This window comes from Rothia nasimurium (genome assembly GCF_035916755.1).
GTDB lineage: Bacteria > Actinomycetota > Actinomycetes > Actinomycetales > Micrococcaceae > Rothia.
This window is the reverse complement of record NZ_JAYWIX010000002.1, coordinates 141,365-156,924: the sequence shown is the minus strand read 5'-3', so window position 1 is coordinate 156,924 and position 15,560 is coordinate 141,365. Positions and strand designations below refer to the sequence as shown.

Annotated in this window: 14 protein-coding genes; 2 read left to right on the top strand and 12 right to left on the bottom strand. The window is 60.6% G+C overall.

The window, feature by feature from the left end:
• Window positions 1–40 precede the first annotated feature (40 nt).
• The 6 genes from VSX42_RS02495 to VSX42_RS02470 all read right to left on the bottom strand — a co-directional run bounded on the left by VSX42_RS02495 (window position 41) and on the right by VSX42_RS02470 (window position 4,854).
• The gene (locus VSX42_RS02495; RefSeq protein WP_326502815.1) at window positions 41–727 is read right to left on the bottom strand and encodes a histidine phosphatase family protein; all 687 of its coding nucleotides are present in this window, start codon (window positions 725–727) and stop codon (window positions 41–43) included.
• A 55-nt stretch (window positions 728–782) separates the two neighbouring features.
• Window positions 783–1,037, bottom strand: a complete 255-nt coding sequence (locus VSX42_RS02490; protein WP_326502814.1) for a glutaredoxin family protein — start codon at window positions 1,035–1,037, stop codon at window positions 783–785.
• A gap of 116 nt (window positions 1,038–1,153) precedes the next feature.
• The gene (locus VSX42_RS02485) at window positions 1,154–1,252 is read right to left on the bottom strand and encodes a 30S ribosomal protein bS22 (RefSeq protein ID WP_005504750.1); all 99 of its coding nucleotides are present in this window, start codon (window positions 1,250–1,252) and stop codon (window positions 1,154–1,156) included.
• Window positions 1,253–1,488: 236 nt separating this feature from the next.
• Entirely contained in the window at window positions 1,489–2,739 is a 1,251-nt protein-coding gene (locus VSX42_RS02480; protein WP_326502813.1) for a FadR/GntR family transcriptional regulator, read from the bottom strand.
• 46 nt (window positions 2,740–2,785) lie between these two features.
• Window positions 2,786–3,553 (bottom strand): metalloregulator ArsR/SmtB family transcription factor, encoded by a 768-nt coding sequence (locus VSX42_RS02475; RefSeq protein WP_326502812.1) that lies wholly within the window; start codon window positions 3,551–3,553, stop codon window positions 2,786–2,788.
• Between the two features lie 149 nt (window positions 3,554–3,702).
• A complete protein-coding gene (locus VSX42_RS02470) occupies window positions 3,703–4,854 on the bottom strand; it encodes an acetoin utilization protein AcuC (RefSeq protein WP_326503002.1) in 1,152 nt (383 codons plus the stop codon).
• Window positions 4,855–5,163: 309 nt separating this feature from the next.
• Here VSX42_RS02470 and VSX42_RS02465 point away from each other — a divergent pair, with 309 nt between their 5' ends.
• Both VSX42_RS02465 and VSX42_RS02460 read left to right on the top strand, forming a co-directional pair.
• Window positions 5,164–6,513, top strand: coding sequence for a TrkH family potassium uptake protein (locus tag VSX42_RS02465; RefSeq protein ID WP_326503001.1), 1,350 nt, complete (start codon window positions 5,164–5,166; stop codon window positions 6,511–6,513).
• On the top strand, window positions 6,506–7,183 hold the full coding sequence (locus tag VSX42_RS02460; RefSeq protein WP_326502811.1) for a TrkA family potassium uptake protein: 678 nt from the start codon (window positions 6,506–6,508) through the stop codon (window positions 7,181–7,183). The genes VSX42_RS02465 and VSX42_RS02460 overlap by 8 nt, the downstream gene beginning before the upstream one ends.
• Before the next feature lie 446 nt (window positions 7,184–7,629).
• Here VSX42_RS02460 and proC read toward each other — a convergent pair whose 3' ends face one another.
• From proC to VSX42_RS02430, 6 genes are all read right to left on the bottom strand, one after another.
• Window positions 7,630–8,481, bottom strand: a complete 852-nt coding sequence (gene proC, locus VSX42_RS02455; protein ID WP_418950760.1) for a pyrroline-5-carboxylate reductase — start codon at window positions 8,479–8,481, stop codon at window positions 7,630–7,632.
• 156 nt (window positions 8,482–8,637) lie between these two features.
• Window positions 8,638–9,453, bottom strand: a complete 816-nt coding sequence (locus VSX42_RS02450; protein WP_326502809.1) for a sugar phosphate isomerase/epimerase — start codon at window positions 9,451–9,453, stop codon at window positions 8,638–8,640.
• A 2-nt stretch (window positions 9,454–9,455) separates the two neighbouring features.
• Entirely contained in the window at window positions 9,456–10,442 is a 987-nt protein-coding gene (locus tag VSX42_RS02445; RefSeq protein ID WP_326502808.1) for a Ppx/GppA phosphatase family protein, read from the bottom strand.
• Between the two features lie 75 nt (window positions 10,443–10,517).
• A complete protein-coding gene (gene topA, locus VSX42_RS02440) occupies window positions 10,518–13,328 on the bottom strand; it encodes a type I DNA topoisomerase (protein ID WP_326502807.1) in 2,811 nt (936 codons plus the stop codon).
• A 135-nt stretch (window positions 13,329–13,463) separates the two neighbouring features.
• On the bottom strand, window positions 13,464–13,883 hold the full coding sequence (locus VSX42_RS02435; RefSeq protein WP_326502806.1) for a pyridoxamine 5'-phosphate oxidase family protein: 420 nt from the start codon (window positions 13,881–13,883) through the stop codon (window positions 13,464–13,466).
• Between the two features lie 9 nt (window positions 13,884–13,892).
• Window positions 13,893–15,533 carry a DUF7059 domain-containing protein gene (locus tag VSX42_RS02430; RefSeq protein ID WP_326502805.1) on the bottom strand — a complete coding sequence of 547 codons (1,641 nt, stop codon included), beginning with the start codon at window positions 15,531–15,533 and terminating at the stop codon, window positions 13,893–13,895.
• Window positions 15,534–15,560 lie beyond the last annotated feature (27 nt).

Sequence of the window (15,560 nt, the reverse complement as noted above, 5' to 3'; positions counted from 1 at the left end):
TCTTTCAGGTCAGTGTGGTGTGCGCTTGCAGTCGGTGCCATTATGACCCCGGTAACTGAATAACACCTGAGTAGAGCTCGCCAGCAGGCTCAACATAGGAGAGTTTTGGCTTGCCAGGGGCAAAAATATTGGGGAAGGTAAAACTTGTAATGGAAGCTAAATTGCACTGGCGGCTACGCGGGTCGTGCGGCAGCGCCCCGCCTTCAACCGAGGTGCGGGCCATCCAAATGGGTAGCTGGTGCGAGACAATAATCGCCTCGGCGCCGTCCCCGCCCTTTTCGTAGGCGGTGCGGGCGGCGTCCTTAATAGCCTCAGCCATACGCACCACCTGGTCCCGGTAGGGTTCGCCCCAGGACGGACGCAGGGGGTTGAGCAGGTGCTTCCAGTGGCGAGGGTTGCCCAGCAGCTCGTCCTTATTCACGTGCAGACCCTCGAAGTAGTTCCCGGCCTCAATCACGCGCTCATCGGGCTGGGCTGTTAGGCCCAGCAGTTCCTCGATGGGGGCAGCTGATTCGCGGGTGCGGGTGAGCGGGGAGCAGACCAGGTGCACAATGTTGGCGCCGGCGTCGGCACGGCGCTTGAACTCTTTAGCAGACAGGCGCACCATCTTCTGCCCAGTCTCAGACAGGTGATAGTTAGGCAGGCGCCCATAGACGATACGGTCGGGGTTGTGCACCTCGCCATGGCGCATCAGGTGAACGGTGACAGTTGCCGAAGAAGTGTTCATACCTCTAGTCTCTCAAACCTAGTCAGTAAGCGCTAACCAGCCTTCCGTATCTCCTTTATTCGGCTAGTTTCTTCTCAAGAATCTTGGCCAGACGTTTGGCATTGACCTGCCAGAAGTCCTTGACCTCACCGTCCACCCGCAGAACCGGAATTTCGGTACGGTGGCGATCAAGCAGGTCCGGGTACTCTTCAACATTGATTTCTGTGTAGGTCAGCCCGTAACGGGCAACGACCTGGGCAGTGGTTTCACGGGCTGCCTCACAGAGGTGGCAGCCGGGCTTAGTGAGCAGTTCAATCAGTGGTGTAGCCATTGTTCCACTCTAACCCGCCCCTCCCCCGCCAGGCGAGCGGCCCCGTCCGCACCCCAAGGCCGCACATACAGCGCGAGCCCCGCACCGAAACAGGTGCGGGGCTCGCGGTGAAGAATTTACTTCTTGTTGCGGCGCTGGTGGCGAGTCTTGCGAAGAAGCTTGCGGTGCTTCTTCTTAGACATACGCTTGCGGCGCTTCTTGATAACTGAACCCATTGGATTCACCTCACTTATTAAATAGTGGTCGATACCCGGCCGACAGCAACCACTCGGGGGCGGTAGGTCGGTAGCTATCCGGGCGCTATACCGGTATAAACGCTCCAAAGCACGCATAAAGGGCATAGCAATACCCTCGGCGTGAAAAAACGCTCTCTCCCAAGCCTACAGGTAAACAGAACTTTTCGCCCCCTGTTCACCGGCAAGTGAGAGCATTTTCTCGTTTTATCTGCCCTCTAGCGGTCGCTAGTGGCGTATTCGTAGCCCTCGCGCAGGGCCGCTGCGGCATCTTCCCCCGGGTCTTCTTCCACTGCCCTGGCAGGTTCTGCGGCGCGGGGGTCACGAGCTCTTCCATTCTCCTGCTGGGCAGGGGCGCTTTTGCGGAAGCCAAAGTAGCCAGCCACGTCAAAACGCTTTTTAGCGGGCTGGTTTCTGGCGCCCAGCGGGGCTGCAGCTTCACCGGCGTCACTGTCAGCTTCTTCCCTTGCTTCTTGCAACTGGGGAGCCTCGCTGGCCGCGGGCCTCTCGGGCTTCTTGGGGGCTGCTGATCCGGGGCCAGGGCTGGCGGTAGCGCTAGCGGCGCGGACGACCGGGCTCACCGTCCCTTGCCTGCGGCGGGTTGCACTCCCAGTAGAGGGCTGAGCGCTTGCAGGGGCGACATCCATGGGCTGGATGCTGGTGAGGGCTTCAAACAGATCAGGCTCAATGGGACCACCCCAGGTATCGGGCACCAGTTCCTGGGTCTCAACCTCGATGGGTTCAAGGTTGATTCTGCCCGTTTCCCTAGTCGGGGTCTCAAAATCGACCGGGTGCCCGGCCTCAGCAAAGCGCTCTTGCAGGTTGGCCTTGAGCAGGATCTGTGCGAGGGCAGTGTCACCGGAGCGGGCAGCATCGACGATAGCCCGATACTCCATACGCAGGCGCGAGGCGGTAGCGCTCCACAGGGGAACCTGGCTGACCAGCTCGAACCGGGCTTCAATCATGGCGTCTCGCAGGGTCGCCAAGAGGGCAGAAATCAGGGCGTTGCCCGAGAGCCTTCCCAGCTGGATATGGAAATCAGCTTCCAAATCGTGAAAGTCGCTCAGGCTGGTAGCGGTGTCCTGCATGGCCTCCACGATGCGGTCCAGCTCTTCAAAGGCTGACTGGTCGTAGTCGGGCCCTGTGAGGGCGTGGTTTTCAAGCAGCAGACAGGTTGCCAGCAGATCCTGGCAGGGCGAGAGGGAGCTGGCCAGATAGAGGCTGACGGCTGGCCCCGCCGAAGCCGCCGGTTCCCGCATTAGCTGGGCGATAATGCTCTTTTTCCGCCCCTCGTAGAGCCTGAGCACCCCAATTTCTTCGCAGTGTTTGAGGCTCTCCCGCATGTGGTTCTGACTGATACCCACCTCGCGGGCCAGCACCCTGTCGTCGGGCAGGTTATCGCCCAGGTGTAGAGTCTGGTTAATCAGTTCGTTCTCGATCCATTCGAGAAGCTGCTGATGGTGTGCCATACAGTCTTGTGGTGTCCTTTGAAACTAGCGGTTGGTGGACAAGGGCCTAGCGGGAGCTGCGGCGACCCCAGCGGGTGAGCTTGGCCAGCAGGCCGCGGTCGTCACTCTCTTCGTCACCGGCCTGCTTGTGGGCCTGTTCATCGCTTGCCTTGGCCGCTGCCTCTTGGGCAATGACCTGCTCAGGGGTGGGCACCTTAAAGCTGATGGGCTCCTCATCTTTGGCACCCAAGCTCAGGCTCTGCGCGAGCTGGCGCACCTGGCCGCTGACGGCGTCCTGCTCAACCTCGGCAGGTGTCTGGCTCTCAACGACCTCTTTGTCTACCCGGTTATCGAGCACGGGGGTAAAGGGGGTTAGGGGGGTGAAGGTAATACCTGCGGTGTTGGGGTGGGGCACATCGACGGCCGGAGCGGACGCCTCCTCTTGCCCCTCGGGAACAGAGGTGGTTTCAGGCGCAGCAGGGTTTGCCTCAGGGGCAGGCTCGGAGCTCTCGTTAGCAACAGGGGTAGCCTCGGCGGCAGGTACCGCTTCGAGGGCGGGGGCGGTCTCGGCTACGGGGGCAGTAAGCAGGCCGTCGACCCAGTCGGCAACGCTTGCAAGCGGGGCAGGGGTAATAGAGTAGAAGCGCTTTTGGCCTACGGCTTCGGTTTCAACCAGACCGGCGGTGCGGAGCACCTTGAGGTGCTTGGATACGGTGGGCTGGCTGACGCCCAGTTCCTCGACCAGTTCGCCAACGGCTAGTCGTTCGACGGCTAGTGCCTGGAGGATGTGTCGCCGCGTGGGGTCGGCGATAACAGCAAATACGTCGTCTTTCATACTGACATCTTTACATATATATACCCACAATTACATGTTTGACCAGCAGAAATGGGGACACTCTTCGCCTATGCCCAGCTAGCACTCAGGCTGGGAACCCCACAGGCAGGGCCGTCTGCCGGGTCCGGCGACCCGCCCCTATTACCGGCCTAGTCATACCAGGGGTCAAGCCCCCAGAGGGGGAATACTTCCTTGCGGGTGGCCATAATGCTGCGGTCTACGCTGCTGGCAGGGTCGTAGCCAACCTCCCAGGAGTACCACCAGAGATCCACGGGATCCCCCATCATGGTAGGCACTTTAGTCCCGTACTTTTCAAGCATATAAGCCTGCCACGATTCCGGTGTGGGCATATTTATGTCGAGGGGCTGGCCAGCCGCCACCGCAATAAGGTGGCTCCAAGAGCGGGGCACGGCGTTGTAGATAGAGTAACCCCCTCCCCCGGTAGCAATCCAGCGGCCCTCACAGAGCTCGTCCGCCAGCAAGGAGATATGGGCCGCAATTTCCCTCTGCCCGTTAATGCTGATGTTCAGGTGCGACATATCATCGGCCAGGTGGGAGTCGCAGCCGTGCTGGCTAACAATCACCTCGGGCTGGAACTGCCGCAGCAGGCCAGGAACCACCGCGTCAAAGGCTCGTAGCCACCCCGAGTCGGTAGTGCTTTCGGGCATGGCGATGTTAACCGAAGTTCCGGCAGCCAGCCCTTCGGGCCCCACCTCGTTAGCGAAACCGGTACCGGGGAAGAGGGTCATGCCGCTCTCGTGCAGGGAAATGGTCATCACCCGGGGCTCGTCCCAGAAGATACTTTGCGTGCCGTCCCCGTGGTGGGCGTCCACGTCAATATAGACGACCCGCTGCACTCCCGATTCAAGCAGGCGGGCAATGCCGACAGCGCAGTCGTTATAGATACAAAAGCCGCTGGCGTGATCGCGTGAGGCATGGTGCATGCCTCCGCCAAAATTGACGGCGTGTTTGACCTTACCGCTCAAGATAGCTTCGGCGGCCTGGTAGGTGCCCCCGGCGAGTCGAGCGGACGCCTCGTGCACCCCCTCAAACCCGGGGGTGTCTTCGGTACCCAGCCCACAGCTGGCAATGGTTAGCGTGGGATCGGCACTGATTTTTTGCACCGCGTCGATATAGGGGTAGTCGTGGGCCAGCATGAGCTGGTGCACGGTGGCAATTTCGGGTTCCTCAAGCTGTACCTGTGGGAGATCAAAGATTCCTAGGTCTCGCGCCAGGGAGGCTGTTGCATCCAACCGCGAGGGGTGCATGGGGTGATAGTCGCCAAAATAGTAGTTGGCCATGGCGGGAGTCCAGAGCACACGCACGTCGGTGGGCGTGAGACTGTCAATAATAGCCACCAACACTACCTCCTTGGTAATTTAAGTCACACTTACCATTAAACACATAAAAACTCTGCGGGCACCACACCCCGCTTGTATGACACGCAGACTACGCTAGAGACGGCAGAAGAAAGCGAGGTGAAGAACGTGGGCAAAATTGTGCGCAAGGTCCAGGAGCGCAAGCGGGTTCTGGACGCCACGGAACAGGGGCAGCTGGAATACCAGCAGCTCCTGCAGATTGTTAAATTTGCGGCAGCCTTTCAGGCCCGCATGGCCCACCTGCGCGACCTGGTAGACCGCATCTTTGGGTCCTCCTCATCCCGTATCGCTATTGCGGCCTTCTTGCTGGTCATTATTTTCTTCTCGCTTATGCTCTACACCCCCTGGGCTTCACGCGATGGCCAGCAGGTGGAGTTTCACCACGCTATTTTTACGGCAACTAGTGCCGTGACTGTCACCGGTCTCACCACGGTTTCTACCGCCGAGCAGTGGACCTTCTTTGGCCAGCTCATGATTCTCTTAGGCTCCCAGATTGGTGGGCTGGGCACCCTAACCCTAACCTCCATCTTGGCGCTGGCGGTGGGGCGCAAGCTGGGGTTGCGCTCCAAAATTATCGCCCAGGAGTCCCTCAATATCGGACGCCTGGGTGAAGTGGGTTCAGTGCTCCGCACCGTGGCCTTTACCTCCATCGCCATTGAGGCCCTGATCGCCTTCACGCTTATCCCCCGCTTCCTGGTGCTGGGAGAGCCCCTCTGGCAGGCAGTCTGGCACGGCATCTTCTATGCGGTCTCGTCCTTCAACAACGCCGGCTTCACTCCCCACTCAGATGGCATTGTGCCCTACGGCCACGACCTCTGGATTCTCTTCCCCATCGCCCTGGGCGTCATGGTGGGCTCGCTGGGTTTCCCCGTCATTCTGGTGCTGCGCAACAACCTGCGCTTTAGCAAGTGGAATCTCAACGCCAAACTCACCATCATCGGCACGCTGGTGCTCTTCTTCCTAGGCTCCTTTGCCTGGGGCGCCCTGGAGTGGGGCAATGACCGCACCATCGGTGCCATGGGCGCGGGCAATAAAATCCTCAACGCCGCTTTCGCATCCATCATGACCCGCTCCGGCGGCTTCAATCTGGTCGACATGGCAGATATCCATCCCGTCACCATGCTGCTCACCGACGTACTCATGTTCATCGGCGGCGGCTCCGCATCAACCGCAGGCGGCATCAAAATCACCACCATCACCGTGGTCTTCCTGGCGATTCTGGCAGAAGCCCGCGGCGACCAGTTCGTCGTTGCCTTTAACCGCACTATTCCCGACGCCGTCCTGCGCATCGCCATTTCCGTGATCATGATGAGCTTCATGTTCGTGCTGGCTGGCACCACCGCCATCATGCTCATTGGCAACGTCGGCCTCGACCGGGCCCTCTTTGAGGTCATCTCAGCCTACGCGACCTGCGGACTATCCACCGGGCTCTCAGCTGAGCTGCCGCCGTCCGGAACCTACATACTTTCTGTCCTCATGCTCATTGGCCGCATCGGCACCATCACCGTAGCCACCGGCTTGGCGATGCGCTCCCGCCGCCGCCTCTACAAGTTCCCCGAAGAAAGGCCCATCATTGGCTAGAAAAGACTTCCGCCCAGCCCACAGCGCCCCCGTGCTAGTGATTGGCCTAGGACGCTTTGGATCGGCTACCGCCGCCCAGCTCGTCCGCCAGAACAAAGAGGTGCTTGCTGTTGAAAAAGACCCCGTCCTGGTGCAGAAATGGTCAGGCGACCTTACCCACGTGGTGGAGGCCGACGCCACCGATATGAATGCCCTGCGTCAGCTAGGGGCCCAGGACTTTACCGCCGCCGTAGTGGGTGTGGGCACCTCGGTGGAGGCCTCGGTGCTGATTACCGCCAACCTGGTGGATCTGGGCATTGAGCGTATTTGGGCTAAAGCTATTACCCCTTCTCATGGCAAGATTCTCTCCCGCATTGGAGCACACCGGGTTGTTTACCCGGAGTCGGACGCGGGGGTACGAGCAGCCCACCTAGTCTCCGGGCGCCTACTGGACTTCATCGAGTTCGATGACGATTTTGCCATCGTCAAAATGTACCCGCCCAAAGAGACCCATGGCTTTACCCTGGCAGAGTCTGATGTGCGGTCTAAATACGGGGTGACCATTGTGGGAGTGAAATCACCAGGTGAAGAAATTACCTACGCAACACCCGACACCCGGGTTTCTTCACGCGATTTATTGATTGTCTCGGGTCAGGTAGACCTTATTGAAAGATTTGCCACACGACCCTAACAGGTTTATGCCTACAAGGAACCATTGACTATACCCTATACCCACCCGAGTATAGAAACCACCCAGGTGTCTTCCGAAATAATTCGTCTTTTTTCAGATTTCAGGGTGCATAAACTTAAAAACTGGCATATAGTTATAACTACCTCTAAAGGTGCGAGTGATTACTGAACGGTCCGCGAACCCGTTCAAGTAGCTCAAGACCTGAAGATTCCTCAGATGGTTCCCCCTAATCCCATCTGCTTCAGGTGGCGAGCATTCTCTTGAAGCCGGATCCCTACCGGCAAAAGAGAAAGCTGAAGGCCAGTCCGATTCCCTACGGACTGGCCTTCAGTGTATCTAGATTCTTTGTTCAGGAAAGAAAAAGCAGGCTGCCCTACCCCACTCCACAAGGAGTTTTGGTAGCACAGCCTGCTCTTATAGGGCCTTCTTTTTAGACTAGGTCTGAACTATTTTTCGGAGCTGAACTCTTCGGTCATTTCCTCATTCCGAGCTAGGCAGGCCCGCATGGCGGTCTCGGTTAGTTCGAAAAGACCACCATCGATGTAGGCGGTAATAGCCTTATCGGTAGTGCCCTTGGGGCTGGTGACAGCCTTGCGGAGATCCCGGGGGTTGGGGTCAATATCCAGCAAGTGGCCCGCACCAGCTACCGTAGCGGCTGCTAGCTCGGTAGCAGTTTTTTCGTCCAGCCCCAGCTTAACCCCGGCAGCGGCCATAGTTTCTGCCAGCAAGAAGGCGTAGGCAGGGCCTGAACCAGATACAGCGGTTACCGCCCCTATCTGCTCTTCCCCAACCTCAATGACCCGGCCTGCTGCCCCCAGAACCGAAGCGGCGGCGTCCTTAAGCTCCTCGGTCACGGTCCGCCCCACCGAGATAGCCAGTACGCCCTTGCCCACCCGCGAAGGAGTATTAGGCATGCAGCGGATTGCAGGCTGCCCCTCGGGCAGAGCCCGCTGTAGGGCTTCTAAGGTGATACCGGCAGCAACCGACACCACTACGGTCTTCTCGCCCAGAGACGGTGAGATTTCGCGGGCAAGATCAAGGATGGCATAGGGCTTGACCCCCAGCAGCACCACATCGGCCCCTTCAGCGGCTTTAAGGTTAGCCTGCGCATCATCTTCACCGGCAAGGATGGTTACGTCCTGGGCCCCCTCCCCCAGCTTCTCACGCAGGGTAGAGATACTGGCGTGCGATCCTACGGTCGCGCGCACAGAGGTGGGGTCGGTACCCGCAGCAAGCAGGCCCGAGGCGATCGCTCCGTTCATGGAGCCGGTTCCGATAAAAGCAACAGTAGTCACGATGTTCTCCTTCGAATATGACGTATAGCTGAAGGCGCTGTCGGACTCGCAGCACAGCTGCTGGCTCGGGGCTGGCGTGAATCACATGTGAGCGCTAGCGAACCTGTGAGAGGGTCGGCAGCGAGCGCGAGTCCGAAGCGCATTTTTGGTGAAGATTTTTCACCTAGCTAGGTGGGTGCGGGCGAATTGCAGGGTCTCGTAGAGCATGTCGTCGCGGGTGCCTGCGCCCTTTGCCTTGCGGGTTGACACTTCAGCGCAGACAACGCCGTCAAAATCGCTGGCTGCGATGTACTGTAGGGTTTCGGCGACGGGCTGGGTACCGTGGCCGGGTACCAGGTGTTCGTCCATGACCTTATCGCCGGATCCGTCGGTCAGATGCACGTGACCCAGGCGGGAGCCGATGCGTTTGACGGCCTCGAGGGAGTCGTCCCCGGCTGCGGCTGCGTGGGAGAAGTCCCAGGTCATCCAGTCGTAGTCGAAGCGGGAGGGGTCCCAGTGGGGGGCGTACATCTCTACCGCGTGGCCTTTGATGGACCAGGGGTACATGTTTTCCACGGCGATTTTGACGTTTTCGAGCTCTGATATTTCGCGCACGCCAGCAACGAAGTTCTTGGCGTAGAGCTTCTGCCAGCGGAAGGGCGGGTGGGCGACGATGACATCCGCCCCTACCGCCTTGGTCATTTTGGCCGCCATCTGCATCTTGTTCCAGGCCCGGCCCCAGACCTGCTGGGTCAGGAGCAGGGTGGGGGCGTGAATGGCGGAGATGGGAATCTGGTATTTCTGAATCAGGTCAAGCAGATCGTGGGGCTCTTGGGAGAGGGCTGAGTGGGTGATCATAACTTCCACGCTGTCGTAGCCCAGGTCTACGGCGGTTGAGAAAGTTTCGGGCACGCCGAGCGGGAAGAGGCAGGAGGTAGAAAGCGCTACCTGTACGGGTTTGCGGGAGGGCGGGTTCTTGGGGGCATCGGTGCTCACGGCTAGTCCTGCACAAATTCTGCCAGGGAACGGGGGTCAATCATGGCTTCGGGCCCCTGCTGGGAGAGGTAGTTTAGGCGGCGTAACACCAGGCCCTCGCGCAGGGCCCAGGGGGAAACGCGCATGCGATCTACGCCGAAGACCTCCATGGCGGTTTCTGCCGCGATAGCTCCGGCTAGCATCTGCTCGGCGCGGACGTGAGATACCCCGGGTAAGTCCTCACGTTCGCTGGGGGGCATGGCTTCCATACGGCGGGTCCACAAGCGCAGATCCTGTAGCAGCATTTCGCGCTTGACGAAGGGGCCTGCAGAGTAGGGGGCTGCCCCGCAGATACGGGCGAGGGAGCGGAAGGTTTTGGAGGTACCCACAACCATGTTGGGCTGCCCGTAGGCCAGCAGGGTCTCGGCGACGGGTTCTAGGGTTTCGCGCACGTACTTGCGGAGTTTTTTGATTTCCTTGGGGGACGGCACGGGGGTGCTGAACCAGTCGCCGGTCAGGCGGGTGGCACCCAGCGGCACGGAGATTGCGTCGTCGGGGTAGGCGTCCATGCCGGTGGAGAACTCGAAGGAGCCGCCGCCGATGTCGAAGTTGAGAATACGGCCGGCGCCCCAGCCCTGCCAGTGGCGCACGGCGTGGTAGGTGATAGCGGCTTCCTGGTCGCCGGTAATTTCGGTGAGGTTGACGCCGGTCTGGTTCTGCACGTGCTGCAGTACCTCGGGGCCGTTTTTGGATTCGCGGATGGCGCTGGTGGCAAAGGCCAGCAGGTCTTCCGCTCCGTGCTCAATCGCGTAGAGTACTGCGGACTTCACGAAGGCGGTGAGGCGGTCGCGGCCCTCGTCGGTGATGTTGCCGTCCGCGTCGATGTAGCGCACCAGCTGGAGGGGCTCCTTGTGGGCTGCGGTGTAGGCTTCGGGGCGGGAGCCTAGCTGCCCCTCAATCAGAAGCAGGTGGCCAGTATTTGAGCCAATATCGAGCACGCCTAGACGCATGGGTCCCCCCTTGAGTGGTGACAAACAGTTTTCCTGCCTACCAGTGTACAAGGACGGGACCCACGCGATAACCGACTACTCGCCCGCTTTCTGAGCGGTGCTCTTCTTGGTAGCGGTCTTCTTGGCTGTGGTTTTCTTAGCCGCCGGCTTCTTGGCGGTGGTCTTGCGCTTGACCGGTCCCTTAGCTCGTTTCTCAGCGAGCAGCTCAACCGCGCGAGTGTGGGTGAGGGACTCGATGATTTCGCTGCGGGGCACCGTAATGTTGGTGACGCCGTCGGTGATGTAGGGACCGAAGCGGCCGTCCTTCACCACGATCTTCTTCTCAGAGACCGGATCTACGCCGAGCTCAGCCAGCGGGGGCTTGGCGGCGCCGCGTCCGCGCTGCTTGGGCTGGGAGTAGATCTCCAGGGCCTGCTCCAGGGTGATGGAGAAAATCTGGTCCTCGGTTTCCAGAGAGCGGGAGTCGGTGCCCTTCTTCAGGTAGGGGCCGAAACGACCGTTCTGGGCGGTAATTTCGGTGCCCTCGGCATCGGTACCGACCACGCGGGGCAGGGCCATAATCTTGAGGGCGTCATCCAAGGTGACGGTGGCCAGGTCCATAGACTTGAAGAGGGAGCCGGTGCGGGGCTTTTCAGCCTTGGGCTTCTTCTTGGGCTTGGGCTTGCCGTTCTTGTAGTACTCGGTGGGCTGGGCATCCATCCAGGCGGCAATTTCTTCTTCGGTCATCTCGGGGATAACCTCGGTGACGTAGGGGCCAAAACGGCCATCACGAGCCACAATGGTGCGGCCGGTAGCCGGGTCAACACCAAGTTCACGGCCGTCGTTCTTACCGGCTTCCAGCAGTTCAGCGACCTTTTCTTCGGTCAGCTCATCGGGTGCCAGATCTGCCGGTACGTTGGCGCGGATGGGGTCCTTAATTTCGCCGGTTTCGGTGTCTATCTCGCCGCCGGTCTCAAGGTAGGGGCCAAACTTGCCCACGCGCAGGTTCACGCCAGGGGCGACCTCTACAGAGTTGATCGCGCGGGCGTCGATATCGCCCAGGTTGTCAACGATGGGCTTGAGGCCACGCTTGTCTCCCCCACCGAAGTAGAAGTGAGACAGCCACTCGGGGCGGGCTTCTTCACCGCGGGCAATGCGGTCGAGGTCTTCTTCCATTTCGGCGGTGAACTCGTAGTCCACGTACTTGGCGAAGTGCTCTTCGAGCAGGCGGACGACCGAGAAAGCGGTCCAGGAGGGCACCAGGGAGCCGGAGCGGTTATTGACGTAGCCGCGGTCCATGATGGTCGAGATAACGGCTGCGTAGGTTGAGGGGCGGCCAATGCCGAGTTCGTCCATGGCCTTAACCAGGGAGGCTTCGGTGTAGCGGGGCGGGGGTGAGGTTTCGTGGCGGGCAGCTTCGATATCGCTGCCGCGCAGGGAGTCGCCTTCTGCCAGGTTGGGTAGGCGCTTGTCGTCCTTACCGTCCTTGGTCTCGCTCTTACCCTCTTCGCCGCGCTTGACGTCCTGGCCCTCTTCGTAGGCGGCCAGGAAGCCGCGGAAGGTGATGACGGTACCCGATGCTGCGAATTCTGCGTCGCGGCCATCGGCGGCGGTTGCACCCAGTCGGACGGAGGCGGTGGAGCCCTTGGCGTCAGCCATCTGGGAGGCGACGGTGCGCTTCCAAATCAGCTCGTAGAGGCGGAATTCGTCGATACTCAGCGCATTCTTGACCTCGGCGGGGGTGCTGAAGGAGTCGCCTGCGGGGCGGATTGCCTCGTGGGCTTCCTGGGCGTTCTTGGACTTGGAGGTGTAGACGCGCGGGGACGCGGGCACAAAGTCAGCGCCGTACAGTTCAGCCGCCTGCTTGCGGGCAGCCTGGGTCGCCTGGTCAGACAGGGCAACCGAGTCGGTTCGCATGTAGGTGATGTAACCGTTCTCGTAGAGGCGCTGGGCCACCTGCATGGTGGAGCGGGATGAGAAACGGAGCTTGCGAGCGGCCTCCTGCTGCAGGGTTGAGGTGGTAAAGGGGGCAGCGGGGCGGCGGGTGTAGGGCTTGGTTTCGACCGAGCGGACGGCGAACGCGGCGGACGCCAGCGCGCTAGCCAGAGAGCTGGCTGCGGCTTCGTCCAGGTGGGCAACCTTACCGGCTGCGGCGGGCTTGAGGCTGCCGTCATCGGCAAAGTCTTTGCCGGTAGCTACGCGGGCACCGTCAACGGCGGAGAGCTTGGCGGTGAAGGACTCGGAGGCAGAGGTGGTGAAGGTACCGGTGAGGTCCCAGTAGGTGGCTGAGCGGAAGGCCATGCGTTCGCGCTCGCGCTCTACGACCAGGCGGGTTGCCACAGACTGCACGCGGCCGGCTGAAAGGCCGCGGGAGACCTTGCGCCAGAGCACCGGTGAGAGCTCGTAACCGTAGATACGGTCGAGCACACGGCGGGTTTCCTGGGCATCCACCAGGTTGTTATCGATGTCGCGCAGTTCGTTGAAACCGCGCTGAATCGCTTCTTTGGTGATTTCGGGGAAGGTCAGACGGTAGACGGGCACCTTGGGCTTGAGCACCTGCAGCAGGTGCCAGGCAATGGCTTCACCTTCGCGGTCACCATCGGTTGCCAGGTAGAGGGCATCGGACTCTTTGAGCAGGCGCTTGAGCTCGGTGACCTTCTTTTTCTTATCGGGGTTGACCACGTAGTAGGGCTCGAAGCCTTCTTCTACGTTGACCGCAAACTTGCCGACGGGGCTCTTTTTGAGTTCATCGGGCAGCTCAGAGGGCTGGGGAAGATCGCGAATATGCCCCATGGAGGATTCAACGATGAAGGCATCGCCCAGGTACCCGCTGATGGTTTTCACCTTCGAGGGGGATTCCACGATCAGCAGTGACTTGCCGTGCTCGGTGGTTGCCTTAGTGGGCACTGAGGGCTCCTTGGGGTCGGTTTTTCGCGTGTATGCACAACAATAGCCGACTTACGGGGCTTCGTGTCTACTTAGACCAGTGTGACCTTAGAGCGCGGGTTCGGGGCCATCGCCGGTGCTTGCCCCCTTAGCCCCTTAAAGCTCGTCGGCAGGTTCTGCCCCGATTTCGAACTCGCGACCGCTGACGCTCACCGGCTCTACCTCAACCCAGTTGGTCTTGTAGGTCGGTGAGTAGGTGCGTAACCCCAGGGCTTCGACCGCGTCGAGGTCTGCTTCGCTGGTGAGCCAGTGGGCGTTACCGTGCACGACAACGGAGCGGGCAGTACCGTCGATGACCTCATCAATTTCGAAGGCGGCCTTGCGGCTGATCACGACTTCTGAGAGCTTCTGGCCGGCCGCGGTGCGGAAGTAGATTTTCTTCTCGTGCACCACGAAGTTGACGGGGTAGATATCTACCTCCCCGCCAACAGCCAGGGCCAGACGGCCGAACTCGTGGGCAGCTAGCAGCTCCCAGCAGCGGTCTTCGGTCAGGGTTTTAATAGGATTCTCTACCATGGCCCCAGTCTAGTCGCCCTGGTCAATCCGCAAAAAGCCCTTTTCAAGCAGTTCGCGCATGTTACTGATTAATACTTGTCTGGGTTCTTCGGTCTCCCAACCCAGCAGGGCAGCTAGGGCACCGACGATTTGGCCAGCGGTTAGTTCCCCGTCGCAGGCGGAGACAAAGCCCGAGGTCTCCGTGGTTTCTAGAATGGTGCGGCGTAGCCCGGCACCTGCGCGCAGCAGAATCACGGAGGGGTGCTCGGAGCCGGGGGTGGAGTGGCGCTCTTCGGTCACATCTCCGGCAACGACCAGGTGCTTCTCTAGCAGGTCAGCATCGCTCAGGGCAGTGACCTGATCAAAGTGCTCCACTGCCTCGGTGATGAAGGGAGCGATGGGTTGCTGGATGGGGTAGGTGATTTCTTCAAAGCGGTGCAGGCGCTCCCCTGCAGACGCCGGGTTCGGCTTACGCAACCAGATCATGCCAAACCCGATAGAGCCAACACCTCGGGAGGCGAAGTCGCGCAGGTAGGCGGTGTAGGCGGTTTCAAAGTGGGCGGGGTCCCGGTTTTCGCTGGCGTCCCGCAACCAGGTTTCGGCGTACTGTTCGGGTTCAAGCACCTCACGCTGGATGAACCAGGCTTCGGTCTGCTCCCCCACCCAGGTGCGGGGGCGATCTGCCCAGTCGACGGGGCCGTCCTGCCCGTCCACGGGAATTTCCCAGTTACCCAGCATCTGGGCGCGCCCGCCGGGGGCAAGCACGGTGGGTAGCTGCTGCACCAGGGTTGAGACGATACCGTCCCCTGCCATACCGCCATCGCGGTAGGTGAACTGGTCTTCGGGGGTTTCATTGTCGCTCCGCGGGGTGATAACGAAGGGCGGGTTAGAAACCACCAGGTCGAAGGTTTCACCGGCAACCGGCTCGAGCAGGGAGCCCAGGCGCAGGCTCACACGATCTTGGAGGTTGGCCGTATCAAGGTTCAGGGCGGACGCGTTCAGCAGCAGGTTGAAGCGGGTGAAGGCCAAGGCACGCTCGGAAATATCAGTAGCGGTTACATGGCGGGTGTGGGCCAGCAGGTGGAAGACCTGGATGCCGCAGCCGGTGCCCAGATCGAGGGCCCGGTCGACGGGGGTCCGTTCGGTCAGCTGGGCCAGGGTCAGGGATGCCTGGCCGACACCCAGCACGTGGTCCTTTCGCAGGACGCCGGGGCGCTGGTGGGCGCCCAAGTCACTGGCTACAAAGAGTTCGGTTCCATCGTCCGCTGCATGCGGCCGCAGGTCCACGGCGGCTTGAATCAGGCCGTCCCCAGTATGCTCAGCCAACCCCAGAGTCAGAAGCAGGTCAAGGCTACCCGCCCCCAGCGCGTCCTCAAGCTCACCGCCGGGCAGGGCGGTGCCAAAGAGGAAGAAGCGCACCAGCTGGGCCAGGTTCCGCTGGGCTGCTGTGAAGGTTTCTGATGTAGCCTCCTGCCCCAGAATCTGGCTCACCCGGTAGAGGCCTGGCACTACCTGGTCGCGGGTCATAGCCTCAAAAGCGCGGGAGCCTAGCAGCTCCTCGATACCGTCGTAAGTGTAGTTGAGCTCGGTCAGGGCAGTGTGCAGGTGGGCCAGGGCAGCAGTATCGGCGCTGACGGGGGCACCGGGAACACGAGAAAAATCAGAAGTCATCACGCTCTCTATTTAACCGTATGAGCG

Bases quoted from the DNA above. Each gene is read 5' to 3' on its own strand.
- VSX42_RS02495 (WP_326502815.1), bottom strand. From the start codon at position 727: ATGAACACTTCTTCGGCAACTGTCACCGTTCACCTGATGCGCCATGGC.
- VSX42_RS02490 (WP_326502814.1), bottom strand. From the start codon at position 1,037: ATGGCTACACCACTGATTGAACTGCTCACTAAGCCCGGCTGCCACCTC.
- VSX42_RS02485 (WP_005504750.1), bottom strand. From the start codon at position 1,252: ATGGGTTCAGTTATCAAGAAGCGCCGCAAGCGTATGTCTAAGAAGAAG.
- VSX42_RS02480 (WP_326502813.1), bottom strand. From the start codon at position 2,739: ATGGCACACCATCAGCAGCTTCTCGAATGGATCGAGAACGAACTGATT.
- VSX42_RS02475 (WP_326502812.1), bottom strand. From the start codon at position 3,553: ATGAAAGACGACGTATTTGCTGTTATCGCCGACCCCACGCGGCGACAC.
- VSX42_RS02470 (WP_326503002.1), bottom strand. From the start codon at position 4,854: ATGGCCAACTACTATTTTGGCGACTATCACCCCATGCACCCCTCGCGG.
- VSX42_RS02465 (WP_326503001.1), top strand. From the start codon at position 5,164: ATGGCCCACCTGCGCGACCTGGTAGACCGCATCTTTGGGTCCTCCTCA.
- VSX42_RS02445 (WP_326502808.1), bottom strand. From the start codon at position 10,442: ATGCGTCTAGGCGTGCTCGATATTGGCTCAAATACTGGCCACCTGCTT.
- VSX42_RS02435 (WP_326502806.1), bottom strand. From the start codon at position 13,883: ATGGTAGAGAATCCTATTAAAACCCTGACCGAAGACCGCTGCTGGGAG.
- VSX42_RS02430 (WP_326502805.1), bottom strand. From the start codon at position 15,533: ATGACTTCTGATTTTTCTCGTGTTCCCGGTGCCCCCGTCAGCGCCGAT.